This window comes from Flavobacterium saccharophilum (genome assembly GCF_900142735.1).
GTDB classification, from domain to species: domain Bacteria; phylum Bacteroidota; class Bacteroidia; order Flavobacteriales; family Flavobacteriaceae; genus Flavobacterium; species Flavobacterium saccharophilum.
In genome coordinates, this window is sequence record NZ_FRBY01000001.1 from 717,070 (window position 1) to 734,412 (window position 17,343).

The following is a 17,343-nucleotide window of genomic DNA, read 5'->3' on the forward strand; positions in this document are numbered from 1 at the left end:
CTTTATGACTTGTGACTTTATGACTTTTGACTCAAATATTTAATGAAACCGCTTAATAATTTCGATATTTCAGTTACCGAGTTCAAAAGTATTTCAAATTCTTCTTTTATAATATATTCTAAATCAAAAGCTAAATATAATTGAGATCTAACTTCTCCTGCAGATGCTTTGGCTACGTATAAAAAATAAACAAACTCTTTATCTGTATTTCTTTCAAAACCTTCTGCTATATTTGATGATATAGAAAGTGATGCACGTCTTATTTGTCTAACGAAATCAAAGTCTTTTTTAAAATTAGGATTTTCAGTAACCAAATATATTTTCTTATTGAAAATCCTGGATTTCTGCCATGAATTTATTTCTTCAAAAGATTTAAATTTACTCATGCTTTACTTTTGACTTTATGACTTTAGACTTTCAGACTGTATTAATTCTCCGCTTTAATCCAGTCGTATCCTTTTTCTTCCAATTCGTAAGCCAATTCTTTTCCGCCAGATTTTACGATTCTTCCGTTGTAAAGAACGTGAACGAAATCCGGAACGATATAATCTAACAAACGTTGGTAGTGCGTGATAACGATAATTGCGTTTTTCTCGCTTTTCAATTTGTTAACTCCGTTAGCTACAATTCTTAAAGCATCGATATCAAGACCAGAATCGGTTTCGTCAAGGATAGCCAATTTTGGTTCTAACATTGCCATTTGAAAAATCTCGTTTCTTTTTTTCTCTCCTCCTGAAAAACCTTCGTTTAATGAACGAGATAAAAATTTACGATCGATTTCTAATAATTCTGATTTCTCACGAATTACTTTTAGCATTTCGTTAGCCGGCATTTCTTCTTGTCCGTTTGCTTTACGAGTTTCGTTGATGGCAGTTTTCATGAAGTTCGTTACACTAACTCCAGGAATTTCTACAGGATATTGAAACGAAAGGAAAACTCCTTTGTGTGCTCTTTCTTCAGGAGCAAGATCAGCAAGATCTTCTCCGTCAAGGAAAACTTGTCCGTCAGTAACTTCGTAGTTTTCGTTTCCGGCAATAACAGCCGAAAGTGTACTTTTTCCAGAACCGTTTGGTCCCATTATAGCGTGTACTTCGCCAGCTTTAACTTCTATATTAATTCCTTTAAGGATTTCTTTATCACCAATTCCGGCGTGAAGGTTTTTTATTGATAACATTGTTTTTTTTATTTTTATATAAATGTCAATTCTATTTTTGTTGTTTGGTTTAGGATGTTAGCATTAAAATGCGCGTGTCCTAAATATTCCATGCCTAAATAATCGGCTGTTTTTTTGAACGGAATGTAAAAACTCTCTTCAATTTCGTTGTCGTGTGAATTTGATATCACACCAATTTTCTTTCCTCTAAGTTTTCTTCCGGTTTCTTTTTCAATTCGGATTAAATCCGAAAAACGATCAAAGAAAACCTTCATAATTCCACTCATATTATACCAATATATGGGCGTTGCAAAAATTAAAGTGTCGTACTCTTCGAGTATTCTTCTTATTAAAGGCAGAAAATCATCTTCTCTGTTTTTGCTTTCGTAATCATAATGAGAAATATTATAATCACTTAAGTCAATCACATCAATTCCCGATTCTTTTGCAATTTCATCGACAATTTTTGTTGTGTTTCCGTTTTTTCTGGCTGAACCTAAAATGATGACTTTTTTGCTTTCCATCTTTCAATTATCCAACAGATCCTTCTAAAGAAATCTCTAATAATTTTTGAGCTTCGACAGCAAATTCCATTGGTAATTTGTTCAATACATCTTTACTGAAACCGTTTACAATTAAGGCAATCGCTTTTTCTGTCGGAATACCTCTTTGGTTACAATAAAATACCTGATCTTCTCCAATTTTACTTGTAGTTGCTTCGTGCTCGATTTTAGCCGATGGATTTTTACTTTCGATATAAGGGAAAGTATGCGCTCCACAATTGTTACCCATTAATAAGGAATCACATTGCGAAAAGTTTCTTGCATTCTCAGCTCTAGGGCTAATTTGCACTAATCCACGGTAACTGTTTTGTGATTTACCAGCCGAAATACCTTTAGAAATAATAGTCGATTTAGTGTTTTTACCTAAATGGATCATTTTAGTTCCGGTATCAGCTTGTTGGTAATTATTGGTAACGGCAATTGAATAAAATTCTCCTACCGAATTATCTCCTTTTAATACGCAAGAAGGATATTTCCAGGTTACAGCAGAACCTGTTTCTACTTGTGTCCATGAAATTTTAGCGTTTGTTTCGCATAAACCTCTTTTGGTTACGAAGTTGTAAACTCCACCTTTTCCTTCTTTGTTTCCAGGGAACCAGTTTTGAACAGTAGAATATTTAATTTCAGCATCATCCAAAGCGATTAATTCAACCACAGCAGCGTGCAATTGATTTTCGTCACGACTTGGAGCTGTACAACCTTCAAGGTAGGATACGTAACTTCCTTCGTCAGCAATAACAAGTGTTCTTTCGAATTGTCCTGTTCCTGCCTGATTGATTCTGAAATACGTTGAAAGTTCCATTGGGCAACGAACGCCTTTTGGAATATAACAGAAACTTCCGTCAGAGAATACGGCTGAGTTTAATGCTGCGTAGAAGTTGTCTTTTTGAGGTACAACAGTTCCTAAATATTTTTTTACTAATTCTGGATGTTCTTTGATAGCTTCAGAAATCGGGCAGAAAATAATTCCTTTTTCTCCTAATGTTTTCTTGAAAGTGGTAGCTACAGAAACAGAATCGACAACAATATCCATAGCGACATTGTTCATCATTTTTTGTTCGTCAACAGAGATTCCTAACTTTTTGTACATTTCTAAAAGTTCCGGATCTACGTCGTCTAATGTTTTAGTAGGATCTACTTGCTTTGGAGCTGAATAATAAGAAATGGCTTGGAAGTCAGGTTTTTGATAATGAACATTCGCCCATTCTGGTTCAATCATTTCTTTCCAGGCACGAAAAGCCTCGATGCGCCATTCGGTCATCCATTCTGGCTCTTCTTTTTTAAGAGAAATAGCTCTTACGATATCTTCGTTTAAGCCGATAGGGAACGTTTCCGATTCGATATCGGTGTAAAACCCGTATTCGTATTCTTTAGTTTCGAGTTCGATTTTTAAATCGTCTTCTGTGTATTTGCTCATTTTTGATGTAAAGATTTAAAGCTGTAATTTTTCAAAAATTTCAAAGAATTACGCTTTATTAGTCTTGTTATTCTTTATTAAATTATAGAGAGAATGATTCTCCGCAACCACAAGTTCTGCTTGCATTTGGATTATTGAATACAAATCCTTTTCCGTTTAGCCCTCCAGAGAATTCTAGAATTGTTCCAGCTAAATATAGGAATGATTTTTTTTCAACTGCAATTGTTATGTCGTTGTCTACAAATATTTTATCGTCTTCGCCTTTGGTTTTGTCAAATTTTAAATCATATGACAAACCAGAGCATCCGCCACTTTTCACACCTACACGTACGTAGTCATGTGCGGCATCAAAACCATCATCACTCATCAAGTCGATGATTTTCTTTTTGGCTGTATCAGAAACTTTTATCATTGTATATGGTATTTATTTTTTCTTTCATTTTTAATCTGCAATCAAAATAGTAATGAAATTATTACATTTTTAAAGTACTGTGTTTCAGTGTTCAAATGAAATTGTCTGCAAAGATACGACTTAAAAACCTTTTTCCATAACGGTTCACATTATTATAACAAATGTTAAAATAGATAGAAGTTATTTTGTTTTAGAAAATTCTGTTTTAGGCTAAACAAAATTCATTTTCTTTCACAATTTTCACCTCAAAACTTTATAATTTGATAATAACCTTTAATTTAAGTTAAAATACCGTATTTATACGCATTTTAAATAGCGAAATTGTGTTATTTTTGCACAAAATTATGGGTAATTATGAAAAAACATTACAAAAATGGGTGGATAAAAGCACTTTTTGCAGTATTATTTGTTTTTGGATTAGGTGCTACATTTTATATTTTTAGTAATGAGTCTAATCCTGATTCATCTCTAATTATAAATAAGGAAAAACAAGATATTGGCAAATTTAGCGAACAAGAACTTGCGCAAAAGGATATTTTAGATTCTTTGAATATTTTAAAATTGGCCTATGATGTTGCTATTTTGGAAAAAACGGCTTTGTCACAACAATTAGAGCTGGAAAGAAAGAATATCGAAAATTTGACGGAAATAATAAAAGCATCAAAAAATCCTTCGACAGATCAGATTATACTTTATCGTAAACAATTCTCAGACCTAAGACAGTCACTAAATACAAGTGTTTTAGAAGTTAAAAAACTGAAATCTCAAAATAAGAATCTATTGTCTGAAATTGAGGATCAGAATGTGGTTATGTATCAACAAAAGGCTGAGAATGATACTTTAATTTCTAAACAAAAGAAGTTAGAATCGACCTTAAAAGATGCTTCAAAATTAGCAATGAATAATTTTAAGGTAGTGGCGCTTCGTGAGAAAAAGTCTGGATTAGAACTTGAGACTGATAAAGCCAAGAACGCTCAAAAACTGAAGGTAAGTTTTACTATAAATGGAAATTCGATTGCAAAAACCGGAAAAAGAATTTTTTATATTCAGGTTCTGGATCAAAGAAACAAGGTTTTGGGTGAAGATAAATTAATCGAGTTCGGAAATGATAAAGCTTTGGTTTATAGCTTTATTGTAGCTGTAGATTTTCAGGGAAAACCTGTCAATGTTTATGGGATTTTGAATTCTGATGATGGTCATTTTCCAAAAGGAACTTATTTTATCAACTTCTTCGACAAACAGGAGATTTTTGGAAGTACTTCGATTACGCTGGAATAACCGCTGTTTTTTAAGGGAAGTTTTAAATAGAAATTTCTAGTATAAGGAAATTGGATTTCCTAGATTTGTTCTATCAGAAATTTACTCTCATGAAACTTTACCCAATAGAATCCGGAAATTTTAAATTAGATGGAGGCGCTATGTTTGGCGTTGTTCCTAAAACAATCTGGAACAAAACCAATCCCGCAGACGCAAATAACTTAATTGATATTGCAGCACGCTGTTTACTTATTGAAGATCAAAATCGCCTGATTTTGATTGACACCGGAATGGGCGACAAACAATCAGAGAAATTTTTCGGTTATTATTCGCTTTGGGGTTCCCATTCTATTGATAAATCATTGACGAAATATGGTTTTCACCGAGATGATATTACGGATGTTTTTATGACGCATTTGCACTTTGACCATTGTGGAGGAAGTGTACAATGGAATGCTGACAAAACCGGATATGAACCTGCGTTTAAAAATGCTAAATATTGGACAAATGAAAATCATTGGGAATGGGCAACAAAACCAAATCCTCGTGAAAAAGCTTCTTTTTTATCAGAGAATATTTTACCGATGCAGGAAAGCGGGCAACTAAATTTTATAAAACGTCCTGAAGCTGATTTTGGTTTTTCTGAAGAAATGAATTTTGGAATTTACTACGTTGACGGTCATACCGAAAAACAAATGATTCCACATATTCAATATAAAGATAAAACAATTGTTTTTTGTGCCGATTTATTGGCTACAGCTGGGCACATTCCGCTGCCGTATGTTATGGGTTATGATACAAGACCTTTATTAACAATGCCTGAAAAGGCAAAACTACTGAATACCGCAGCTGACCAAAATTATTATTTATTCCTGGAGCACGATGCTCATAACCAAATTATAACAGTTGAACAGACTGAAAAAGGAGTTCGATTAAAAGAGGTATTAACTTGTGAAGATATTTTTTAATCTAGTTTCCATCCAAATGTGGTCTGAAAAACATAATCGTCTTTAGGGGCATTGTTTTTTGGCTTGTTATCATAGTTGTAAACAAACGAAAGTTTAATAAAGAAATCAAGAGGCAGATCATATTTGGTATCCAGATTAAAATCGGTACGCACCCTTTTATTTTCTGTTAAACTTGGGAACACAGTTACTTTTGATTGAATGCTAAAATCACCAAGATCATAGAGATTAAAATCGGTTCCTAAAAAAAGCTCCAAACTTTTATTAGCGTCGCTTACACCTGTATAGCGCTCATGATTGAAAGACAGTCCGGAGGCAACTCCCCAATATTTTTTGTTATCATGCAAAATATATTTTCCATAACCAGCTTTAGAAATAATACGTAAGGCAATATCCTGTTCTGTGTTAGATAAAGTGGTTACGGATAGCGGAATAAAATAATCCTTCGCCAAAAGGTGTACATAACTTAGATCAGTATCGATCCTCCGAATAGGATCGCTATCATCCTGAACCGATTGAATTTGTTTATAGGTTCCGGTGGCAAACCATCTTTTTGCAGTGTATCCGAGATTTGCATTTATCGTTAATTGCTGTAAGTTTTCGGCTTTTGTCAATTTTATTCCAACATCAAAACTGGCATCGAGCCGGTCCCAGAAACTATCATCAACAGGTTTTATATATACAATATCGGTTAGACTAACTTCGGTTTTAGTTTGGGTTTCGATATCTTTAATTTCACATTTATTGGGAGTCTTACTTTTTGAAATCGTTCCGTTTAATAAAGCGCCAGAGGACAATGTTATAATATGGGTTCTTGTTGAAGAAATGTTTTTAACATGTTTCCATTCCAGTTTAAAATCATCTTTACTGTAATCCGTTTCTATCTGCAGTATTCCTTTATTCATTGATTTTATTTCGCCTATTATAACATCATTGTTTTTCAGCACCAAAGTATCTGACTTTTGTGCGTAGATTGCAGAGAAGAATAAAATAAAAAACAAGCATATAATTTTATTCATAAACCGAATTTATTGTGTTGGTTATCAGCTGTAAAATTAAAGTTAGGAATAAAAATGCAATGTAAAACAGATTCAAAAAAAAATCCCATTTTCAATTTAATGAAAATGGGATTTTAGCTTTCAAGGATTATGATTATTCGACTATGATTTTCTTAGCCGATGCTGCATCTTCATTAATTAAATAAATGTAGTACACTCCTTTTGGCAATCCGGACAAATCGATTGTATTATTTGTACTGCCAGAATCAAGAGTAAATGTTTTTACCAATTGCCCGATTGTATTATAAACCGTTACTTTTTCTAAGGCGATATTGTTAATATTTACTTCGCCTTTTGTAGGGTTTGGATAAACAACCACTTTATCAAAAACAGATTCTTCTACACCTAAGGTACAAGTTGCGGAATACATAGTGTTTTCTTCCTTAATCTTAGACCAGTTTGCGTTTGAATATGCCGGATCGTCTACTTTAATACAGCTTAAAGTCTTGGTTCTTAAAAAACTAGTATATATCGCAACATCATCCTTTTTGTCAGTTTGTGATGGTAAAACGAAGTTTTTGTTATTTCCATTTTGAACATTAAGTGACGATAAAGGATTATTTTCAACAAAAATAAGTTCTAAAAGAGGGTTCTGCGAAAGATCAACACTAGTCAATTGATTGTTACCTAAATTTAGATATTTTAAAAGAGGATTCTGACTAAGATTAATTTCAGTAAGTTTATTGTCATTAATATATAGCCATACCAATTTTGGATTTGAAGCAACATTAATCTCAGAAATATTAGTATATATACAATTTAATTGATTTAAATTAGGGAGATTAGATACGTTTAAAGTTGTTAAGTTATTGCTGCCGCAATAAATGCTTTCTAATTCAGGATTTAACGAAAAATCAATACTAGTCAACAAGTTTCTGTCTGCGGTTACATAATGAAGTTTTTTGTTTTGAGATAAATCAATTTTTGAAACCTGATTCATACTGAATGTTAGATTAAATAATTCAGTGTTTGCAGAGATATCTAAACTTGTTAATTTGTTTTCATGAATAGAAAAAACCCTCAATAGTGCATTATGGCTAATATCAATAGTACTTATGCTATTATAATTACAATCTAAATAAATTAATGCTTTAAAGTTTTCTATTCCTGTCATATCAGAAATATTAGAACTAGAAACATCTAAGGAGGTTACTTCTTTAATACTTGAAGTTGCTACTTTTCCATTTTTTCCATCTTTGTCAATTTCTAATGCTATTAATTTATCTTCAAAATTAGAATCTGGAATTAAGGTATAATCTGTACAGTCAAGACTGTAGCTTGCTGAAGCATCTTTAAGTGCCATCCAATTTGTTGTCGAATAGTCAGCGTTATCAACCTGAATACAAACTAAGTTAGGATTATTAGTAAAGTTAGAAGTAAGCGCAAAATTGTTGTTGTTTCCGTTTTTTAAATTTAAACTTACTAATGTGTTTGTACTACAATTTACAACTGTTAATGTTGGATTCTGAGAAAGATCTAAAACTGACAAAACATTTCCGGAACAATCTAAAGTGCTTAAGCTTGTAAAACCTTTGATTCCTGTTAAGTCTTTGATAGCAGCTGAAGCCACATCTAATGAAGTAATTGTTGAAATACTACTATTTAAAACAGATCCATTTTTACCATCAGTATCGATATTTAATGCGATTAATTTATCTTCAAAAGCAGGATCCGGAATGGCCGTAATTTGCGAACAATCTACTGTAGAATAGGAAGCAGTTGCCTCTTTAAAATCAGCCCAATTTTCATTAGAGTAAAGGGCATTGTCGACTAAAATACAGGTTAGTAGTGGATTTTTTGTAAAATCAATGGCAACTTTAGATAATTGCATATTGCCGTTATTACCATTTCTTAAATTTACAGTGGTTAATAGTTTGTTCTCAGAACAAAGCAAAGATGCTACAGAAGTGTTAGAAACATCAAGGCTTGTTAGTTGATTTGCAGGACACCATAATGTCGATAATTTCTTATTGTTAGAAAGATCAATAGCTGTTAATTGATTATTACCACAAGCTAAGAGACTTAAATTAATATTTGTAGAAAGGTCAAGATTTGTTATTTCATTATAATAAAATGACAAGTATTCTAACGCTATATTGTTTGAAGTATCTAAGCTTTTTAGTTTGTTATAGCCTGCATTTAAATTAGTTAAAGCTAAATTTTGAGAAATATCAAGTGTCGTCAGTTGATTAGACATCACGCTCAAATTTGTCAACGAAACAAAATCCTGAATTCCTGTTAAATTAGTTATAGAAGCATTATACAGATCTAGATCAGTTATCGAAGAAATTTTTGAAGTCTGAACTTTACCATCTGGTGATCCTGAATCAATACCTAACGAGATTAATTTATTTTCAAAATTAACATCAGGAATTAAAGTATAATTAACACAAACTACATTATAGTTCGCGGCACTATCTTTATAAAAGATAGCTGTTCTTGTTGTTGCAAACGCGGCATCATCAACCTGAATACAGCTTAAAGTTGGATTTTTGGTTAACAAAGCACCTTGGAAATTGGTATTATTACCGTTTTTTAGGTTTAATGATATTAACGCATTTTCCATAACATTAATATAAACCAATTTAGTGTTTTTAGAAACATCTAGTTTCGCGATTTGATTTTTATTAGCCTGCAAAGTGGTAAGTTCAGTGTTTATCGCCAAATCTAAGGCAGTCAACTTGTTTCCATGACAATACAATTCAATTAACTTTGAATTTTGAGAAAGATTTAAAGAAGACAAGTTGTTGAACTGACAGTTTAAGTACTCAAGAGCAGTAAAACCTTCAATTCCTGTTAAGTCTGAAATCTCACTTAACTGTACATTTAAATCGGTAACCTTTGAAATAGATGACGTTAAAACTTTTCCGTTTTTACCATCAATATCAATTTTCAATTCGATTAATTTATCTTCAAAATTACTGTCCGGAATTAAAGTAAAAGCAGTACAATCTTCTGTAAAATAAGAAGTTTGATCTAGTTTTCCGTTCCAGTTATCATTAGAATATTGAGCATTATCAACCTGAATACAGCTTAAAGCAGGATTTTTAGTGAAGTTAACATTAAACCAATCCAAGTTGGTGTTGAAACCGTTTTTTAGATTTAAGCTGTTTAAAGCATTGTTCGAAAAATTAATTGTAACCAAAGCAGGATTTTTTGTAATGTCTAAACTGGTAATTGAATTATAAGAACAGTTTAAACTTGTCAGCAATGGCAATGTACCTGGATCAAGAGTCGTTAATTGATTTTCACTGCAGTTTAATACCGTTAGTTTTTTGTTTGCTGCAAGATCTAAAGCTGTCAGTACATTTGTAGAACAGTTTAATGATTGTAAAGATGCAAAGTCCTGAATTCCGGTTAAGTCTGAAATGGAACTGTTTGATAGGTCTAAAGTTGTAATTGATGCAATATCTTTGGTAATAACTTTGCCATTTTTTCCGTCTTTATCAATATTTAAAGCAATTAGTTTATCTTCAAAATTGGCATCAGGAATCAAAGTAAATGCAGGGCAGTCTGTATTGAATTCTGCAGAAGCATCTTTAATTGCCGACCAATTTGCATTAGAATAATTTACATCATCAACCTGAATACATTTTAAATCTGGGTTGTTTTTAAAATTAGTAAAAGCAAGATCTAAATTTGTATTAGCACCATTTTTTAAATTTAATGATACCAGCTTATTGTTCTCACAAGCCAGCTCAGTAATTTTAGGATTATTAGAAATATCTACGCTTGTCAATTGATTATCTAGGCAATCAAACATAATTAATGCTGCGTTTTTAGAAACATTTATAGCCTTCAATTGATTATCATGACACATAAAATATTCCAATAAAATGTTGTTAGAAACATCTAAAGAGGTAATTTTATTAGTATGACAATAAAAAGTAATAAGCGCTGTATTTTTCGACACATTTATAGCGGTAAGCTGATTGTTGCCACAGTTTAAGTAGTTTAAAGACTGATTGTTGTCTACGTCTAAAGAAGTAAGGATGTTTGACGAACAGGTAAGGTTTGTTAATGAAGTTAAAGCCGAAATATTTAAAGAGGTTAACTTGTTAGCATAACAGGACAAATCAGTTAATGCTGTATTTTTTGAAACGTTAAGAGTAGTTAACTGGTTTTTTGAGGCAGATAAACGTTGTAAGTTTATGTTAGCGGATAAATCTAAATTTGTTAAAAGATTTTCAGAAACTGATAACTGTGTTAAAGAAGTAAAATCCTGAATTCCCGTTAAGTCTGAAATAGCACTTTTAGAAACATCTAAAGAAGTTAATGAAGCAATATTTGCTGTAAGTACCTGCCCGTCTTCTGGCGCAGTGTCATAACCCAGAGCAATTAATTTTTTTTCAAAATTAATATCTGGTATTGCAGTGTATTGTTGGGCATAAATAGAAAAGTTTGCTAATATTAGCAACAAGAGTAGTTTTGCTTTCATAGATTAGTTTTTGAATTTTGGCAGATCAAAAAGGAAAATGGAAGTCATTTTTTTTCAGATCAACATTTGTTTTTTATTCTAAAGAATTGAAAAAAAAATCCCACTTCCAAACAAATGAAAAATGGGATTTTAGTTTATTTTAATTCAGAAGTTCAATTTTTAAAGGGTTTTAAATGTCCAAACCTGACCAACAGCTTCTCCTCCCTTGTTGTCTTTTACCACAACTCTCCAGAAATATTCTTTTACAGGTTCAAGTGTTACATCAACGGAAACGGAACTATTATTCTCCATTATTTTCGTTGTTGGTGGATTTGCAGTTCCAAAGTATACATCATAATTAAGTATGTCTGCTGTATCAACATCAGTGGCAGTCCATTTTAGAGTTGCTGTTATACCTGCAACAGTAGTATTTATAACTGGCTGTACTAAATTTGGTGCAAAAGGCAAATGATTGACAAAAGCATTCCCGGCAGTATAAAATTTAAATGTAGCAGAATAATCGCTAGATGCTTTTTTACTATCAGTTGCTTTTACTCTCCAATAATATGCGGTATTTTTCTCTAGCGTAAAAGAAGTATTGTTAGCTGCAATTTCGTCAACTGTATTAACAATTTGAGCAAAAGCATTGTCTTTTGCAACTTGTATTTGATACGTTACGGCATCTTTATTTTCATCGGCTGAAATTCCCCATTGAAATTCAACAACATTATTGGTACATAATTTATTGTCTACCGGACCAACTAAAGAGGGAACGCTTGGTGCAACATTTTTTTCTTCTGTTACCGGATCATCGCCGCCTCCACATGAAATTAGTGAGAATCCAAAAATTAATAGGTATATAAAATTCTTCATTTTTATTTTTTTATGATTTTAATATATTCTGGAGTTTCTAAATAGATTTTGGCTGCGTAAATACCTGAAGGCTGATTTTCAAGATTTAATTTTGCTGTTCCATTTTCGATCTTATAAGTATCATGAGATACTAACTGACCTCCAAAATTGTATAATTCTATTACTGCTTCATTTTTAGTTGTTGGAATTTCAATTTCAAAAACTCCCGAAGTAGGATTTGGATACACTGAAAGAATTGATCCTAGAATAGTTTGAGAATTGATCTTTTTCGAGTAAACTCCTTCACATGCTTTTGAAGTAGCAACTTCAATTAGCCCGCCTTCTTTAAGTTCTAAAGAAAAACTAGCATCAGATGTTTGAAATTGTTCAGTACCATCTACAAAAACAGTAAAAGGTGCAGTACCGGCAGTAATTTCAACATTTACTTTTTTAGAATTTGTACTTAAAGTTCCTGCTACAGGAGCTGCTTTCGCGATTGCAACATTAAAGGTTTGTTCGTAAACTTCACCAGGTACTGTTATAACAATAGTATATGTTCCAGGCGCTAAGCTGCCTATTTTTAGTACATTGCCTGTAAAAGTATACGCTTTGTTGTTTATCGTTGCTGCATAAGCTACAGCTGCTGTTGCAGTAATATTGATCTCCCCATTTTTTTCGTTAGCACAAGATTCGCTTTTTACTTCAATAGCAAAGTTTGTTGTAGGCAAACTAAAACCGCATTCAGTATTATAGCTGGCAATAGCATCTTTGTAATCAGCCCAGACAGTGTTGGCATATTCAACATCATCTACAGTAATACAAGATAAGGAAGGATTGCTTTTGAAACTATTGTATGTTTTGCCGTCCAGTACTTTATTGCCACCATTTTTCAGGTTTAATTTCATTAAATTATTATGGTCGCAAATAATTTGAAATAGTTTTGGGTTTTTTGAGAAGTCTAATGTAGTCAGTTTATTATAAGATAGATATACAAGTTCTAATTGTGCATTATTAGAAAAATCTAAATTTGTTAATTCATTAGACGGAAGTGATAGCCTTTTTAGATTTGGATGTTTTGTTATATCAACCGTTGTCAGGCTGTTATAACCAGCATTTAATATTTCTAAATCCGGATAGATTGAAATATCTAATGTTTTTAGAATGTTCATTTCGCAAACTAAGGTTTTCAGTAATTTGTTTTCAGGAAAACTAACGTTTGTCATCTTATTATTAGACACATTCAACGAGGTCAATTTTGTGTTTTTTGAGATATCAAGTCCAACAATTTTATTGTTAGTACTCACATCCAAATATTCTAAAGCAAGATTATGAGAAAGATCGATGCTGGTCAGTAAACCTTGCTGCACATTTCCAACATCTTCCGTATTTGATCCCGCGCAAGATAATTTTGTTAAGGCTATGTTGCTTGAGACATCTATGCTTGGCAGTCTGTTCATCGAACAGTTAAGTGTAGTCAATGCTAAATTTTTAGATACATCCAGAGTTGTTAAATTATTGCCGTAAAGAATTAATTCAGTTAAGGCTAAATTGTTAGAAACATCTATAGAAGACAAGTCATTTTGCGTACAGTCTAATTTTTTTAATGCTAAATTGTGAGAGACGTCAATGCTTGTTAAAACACCATTGCCGTTGTTTGGCAGGGTTAATTCTTCAAGTGCAGTAAAATCTTGAATTCCTGTCAGATCTGTAATTTTTAGATTGGTGTAGTAATCACTTAAATTTAAGCTTTTAAGGTCAGAAATTTTGCTCGTCATCACTTTGCCGTCTTCAATTCCGTCAATTCCTTTCTTAATCAATGATTTTTCAAAATTTAAGTCTGGAATAAGGGTGTATTTTGGGGCTGCACATTCAGTTTCAGAAAATAGGACAGAAGCATCTTTTTTTGCTGCCCAAGTCGCATTTGCGTACGCAACATCATCTACTAATATACAGTATAAGCTTGGATTAGCTATAAAAGATAAATCAGCAGTATTTAATAATGTGTTTTTTCCGTTTCTTAAATTTACTGATTCAAGGCGCAAATTGTTATTACATTGCAATGTAACTAAAGCTGTATTTTTAGATACATCCAAAGTAGTTAAGTCATTGTATTCTGTTTCTAGAAACTTTAAGTTTAAGTTGTTCGAAAGATCAAGAGCTTTAATCTTATTTGAAAAACAATGTAAATGGGTCAGTTTTGTGTTTGCAGTTACATCAAGACTTGTTATTTGATTCTGAAAACAAGTAAGAGCTGTCAATTCAAGATTTTTTGATGTATCTAAAGTGGTCAGTTTATTAGTAACGCAAGATAAAACTGATAGCTTACTGTTGCTCGACAAATCCAATGCTGAGATCTCATTCTGACTACATTCTAATATAGTCAAATTGATATTTTTTGTGACATTTAATGTTTGGAGCTTATTAGAATAACAGCTTAATTGATTTAGTGATACGTTATTAGAAACATCTAAGTCAGTGATTGCATTCCATCCTACATTTAGCTTAATTAAGGCAGTGTTTTTGCTTACATTAATGCCTGTTAATTTGTTTGAATTTAGAAATAGGGAAGTTAATGAAACGAAATCCTCTATTCCTGTAACGTCTGTTATAGCACTGTTTGCTAAATCTAATGTCGTTAATTTATTAATAGAATTAGTTGCTACCTGGCCATCAACAGTGCCAGAATCAATTCCTAAGCTGATTAATTTTTTTTCAAAATTTTGGTCCGGAATTTTTGTGTATTGAGTAGGTGCTTCATTAATATCTACCACAGAAATATTGTCAACTAAAATTTCAGAATCTAAGCTTCCGTAAGTATAAACATCTACTTCGATATTTTCGTTAACAGTAGAAGTATATTCAAATTCAACTTTTCTCCATTCAGTTGTAGAAAAAGTAACATCCGATTTTTTGATTATTTCTTCTTTAAAAGTACCTGGTTTATGATAGATACTAAAATCAAGAGAAGTAAACGTTCCGGAAAGAGCTCTATGATATAAAGTTATACGATACGTTTTATTTGCCTGTACAGCAAAATATTCACTATTAATAAAATTAAAAGTGCCGCTGACAATCTGCATGTTAACACTTGAACTTCCGTTTTGAGCCGTTGAACTCTGAGAAGCCCATCCGCTCATAAAACGATACCAATTAGCCGGCTGAGATGATGACGTCCAGGTTTCAAAATTACCATTAGGCACCAAATTGGTTTGGGCCATTGTAGTTAAAGAAAGCAGTAATAAAAAAAGTAGTTTTGTTTTCATAGAATAAGTTTATGATTCGGTCGCGCAAGTCTACAAATTTTAAATTGTTTTTCCTTACGGGAAGACGTAAAGGAGCTATTTTTTATCAATAATTTAATTTTGAGGAAGAGATAATAAAAAAGGGGATTAGTAATATTTCGTAAGAAATAGTTTAAGTCTTTGCAGTAAAGGACTTTGTTGTTGTTTTACCTTTTCTTAAATCATAACTAAAAAATCATAAGACAGTGTTAATCGTTAGTATTATGTAACAAAAAATCATAATTTAGGCCCATATTTTAACTTTTATTATAATTACATACATGAGTCATATAAAACCAAATAGTTTATCTGCTTTTGCATTACTTGTTTTAGCAGGTTGTAGTGTAACGCTACAAGCACAAAATTCAACTCCAAAAACAGCGATTACTGCTCCTTTAGCTATTGTAAAAAAAGCTCCGGTTACTGAAAATGAATTAAAAAGATGGAGCCATCTTGATTTGGCAAAAGATACCATTGCGGGAATGAGTGTGGATAAGGCTTATGCCGAATTATTACAAGGAAAGACGGGTGTTAAAGTAATTGTTGGTATTGTAGATTCAGGTGTTGATATAGAACATGAAGACCTAAAAGGAATGATTTGGACCAATCCTAAAGAAATACCAGGAAACGGAATCGATGACGATAAAAACGGTTTTATTGATGATGTTCACGGTTGGAATTTCCTTGGTAACGCAGTTCATGAAAATCTTGAAATGACACGTGTTGTTAAAAAGGGAGATGATGGTTCTGCACAATATAAAAATGCTTTGGCTCAGTATAATGAGAAATACGAGAAAGCATTAAAAGATAAACAACAAGTAGACTTTTTATTGGAGGTTCACAATACTATTAAAAAGGAATTAAATAAAACGACTTATAAACTTGAAGATTTAAGTACAATCACTTCAACCGATTCAAAAGTTGCTCAAAGTAAAGATATAATGACTCAAATTTTTACAAATGCAGGTCCGACTTTTGATCCTGAAGCAGAATTAGAAGAGTATAGAAAACAAGTCTATGATCAGTTGGATTACAGCTTAAACAAAGAATTTGACGGAAGAAAAATTGTAGGCGATAATCCGGAAGATATTAAAAACGATCATTACGGAAACAATGTTGTCTTTGGCCCGGATAAAGAAGAAGCACTTCACGGAACGCACGTTGCCGGAATTATTGCTCAAGTTCGTGGTAATAATTTAGGAGGAGACGGAATCACTAATAACGTTGAAATTTTAACGGTAAGAGCCGTGCCAGATGGAGACGAATATGATAAAGATATTGCATTGGCAATTCGTTATGCAGTAGATAATGGAGCAAAAGTAATTAACGGAAGTTTCGGAAAAAGTTTTTCTCCACACAAACAATGGGTGTATGACGCTTTAAAATATGCAAAGAAAAAAGATGTTTTAATTGTTCATGCGGCTGGAAATGACGGATACAATATTGACGAAACAAAAAACATTAATTATCCAAATGATTCTGAAGACAACCTAAAAGAGTTTACAGATAACGTGATTACAATTGGTGCAATTAATAAAGCATATGGAGAAACTGTTATAGCTCCATTTTCAAACTTCGGAAAAATCAATGTAGATGTTTTTGCTCCGGGTGAAGAAATTTACGCAACGGTTCCAAACAATAAATACAAATATTTGCAGGGAACATCAATGGCGGCTCCAAATGCTGCCGGAGTTGCTGCCTTAATTCGTTCTTACTATCCAAAATTGAAAGCTTCTCAGGTAAAACAAATTTTGATGGATTCTGGAGTTGCACTTCCTTCAAAAGTAGTTTTAGGAGAAAATCCTAATCCAAATGAAGCACCAGTGGCTGTTTCATCAGTTGAATCATCAAAAACAGCTAAAATGGTGAATGCTTATAATGCATTGCTAATGGCTGAAAAAATGTCGAAGAAATAAAAATATAAAATACTAATCACGATGGAAGAGTGGCAACTCTTCCATTTTTATT

Annotated in this window: 12 protein-coding genes; 3 read left to right on the plus strand and 9 right to left on the minus strand. The window is 32.4% G+C overall.

Annotation, left to right across the window (positions count from 1 at the left end; translation table 11 throughout):
• Positions 1 to 17: 17 nt before the first annotated feature.
• The 5 genes from BUA98_RS03060 to BUA98_RS03080 all read right to left on the minus strand — a co-directional run bounded on the left by BUA98_RS03060 (position 18) and on the right by BUA98_RS03080 (position 3,545).
• Positions 18 to 386: a four helix bundle protein gene (locus BUA98_RS03060; RefSeq protein ID WP_072970165.1), complete on the minus strand. Its 369-nt coding sequence runs from the start codon at positions 384 to 386 to the stop codon at positions 18 to 20.
• Positions 387 to 427: 41 nt separating this feature from the next.
• A complete protein-coding gene (gene sufC / locus BUA98_RS03065; RefSeq protein ID WP_056189584.1) occupies positions 428 to 1,174 on the minus strand; it encodes a Fe-S cluster assembly ATPase SufC in 747 nt (248 codons plus the stop codon).
• Between the two features lie 14 nt (positions 1,175 to 1,188).
• The gene (locus BUA98_RS03070; RefSeq protein WP_072970166.1) at positions 1,189 to 1,677 is read right to left on the minus strand and encodes a flavodoxin family protein; all 489 of its coding nucleotides are present in this window, start codon (positions 1,675 to 1,677) and stop codon (positions 1,189 to 1,191) included.
• Between the two features lie 7 nt (positions 1,678 to 1,684).
• A complete protein-coding gene (sufB, locus tag BUA98_RS03075; protein WP_072970167.1) occupies positions 1,685 to 3,133 on the minus strand; it encodes a Fe-S cluster assembly protein SufB in 1,449 nt (482 codons plus the stop codon).
• Positions 3,134 to 3,215: 82 nt separating this feature from the next.
• Positions 3,216 to 3,545 (minus strand): HesB/IscA family protein, encoded by a 330-nt coding sequence (locus tag BUA98_RS03080; RefSeq protein WP_026982558.1) that lies wholly within the window; start codon positions 3,543 to 3,545, stop codon positions 3,216 to 3,218.
• 354 nt (positions 3,546 to 3,899) lie between these two features.
• Here BUA98_RS03080 and BUA98_RS03085 point away from each other — a divergent pair, with 354 nt between their 5' ends.
• Positions 3,900 to 4,823 carry a hypothetical protein gene (locus BUA98_RS03085; RefSeq protein ID WP_072970168.1) on the plus strand — a complete coding sequence of 308 codons (924 nt, stop codon included), beginning with the start codon at positions 3,900 to 3,902 and terminating at the stop codon, positions 4,821 to 4,823.
• An 89-nt stretch (positions 4,824 to 4,912) separates the two neighbouring features.
• Complete coding sequence (locus BUA98_RS03090) at positions 4,913 to 5,770, plus strand: MBL fold metallo-hydrolase (RefSeq protein WP_072970169.1); 858 nt, start codon at positions 4,913 to 4,915, stop codon at positions 5,768 to 5,770.
• Here the strand turns inward: BUA98_RS03090 and BUA98_RS03095 are convergent.
• From BUA98_RS03095 to BUA98_RS03110, 4 genes are all read right to left on the minus strand, one after another.
• Positions 5,767 to 6,786, minus strand: a complete 1,020-nt coding sequence (locus BUA98_RS03095) for a DUF481 domain-containing protein (RefSeq protein ID WP_072970170.1) — start codon at positions 6,784 to 6,786, stop codon at positions 5,767 to 5,769. The two genes, BUA98_RS03090 and BUA98_RS03095, sit on opposite strands and share 4 nt — an antisense overlap.
• A gap of 133 nt (positions 6,787 to 6,919) precedes the next feature.
• Complete coding sequence (locus BUA98_RS03100; RefSeq protein ID WP_072970171.1) at positions 6,920 to 11,263, minus strand: T9SS type A sorting domain-containing protein; 4,344 nt, start codon at positions 11,261 to 11,263, stop codon at positions 6,920 to 6,922.
• 159 nt (positions 11,264 to 11,422) lie between these two features.
• The gene (locus BUA98_RS03105) at positions 11,423 to 12,115 is read right to left on the minus strand and encodes a glycoside hydrolase family 78 protein (RefSeq protein WP_072970172.1); all 693 of its coding nucleotides are present in this window, start codon (positions 12,113 to 12,115) and stop codon (positions 11,423 to 11,425) included.
• A gap of 2 nt (positions 12,116 to 12,117) precedes the next feature.
• Complete coding sequence (locus tag BUA98_RS03110; protein ID WP_072970173.1) at positions 12,118 to 15,357, minus strand: T9SS type A sorting domain-containing protein; 3,240 nt, start codon at positions 15,355 to 15,357, stop codon at positions 12,118 to 12,120.
• Between the two features lie 299 nt (positions 15,358 to 15,656).
• Here BUA98_RS03110 and BUA98_RS03115 point away from each other — a divergent pair, with 299 nt between their 5' ends.
• Complete coding sequence (locus BUA98_RS03115) at positions 15,657 to 17,291, plus strand: S8 family peptidase (RefSeq protein WP_072970174.1); 1,635 nt, start codon at positions 15,657 to 15,659, stop codon at positions 17,289 to 17,291.
• Positions 17,292 to 17,343 lie beyond the last annotated feature (52 nt).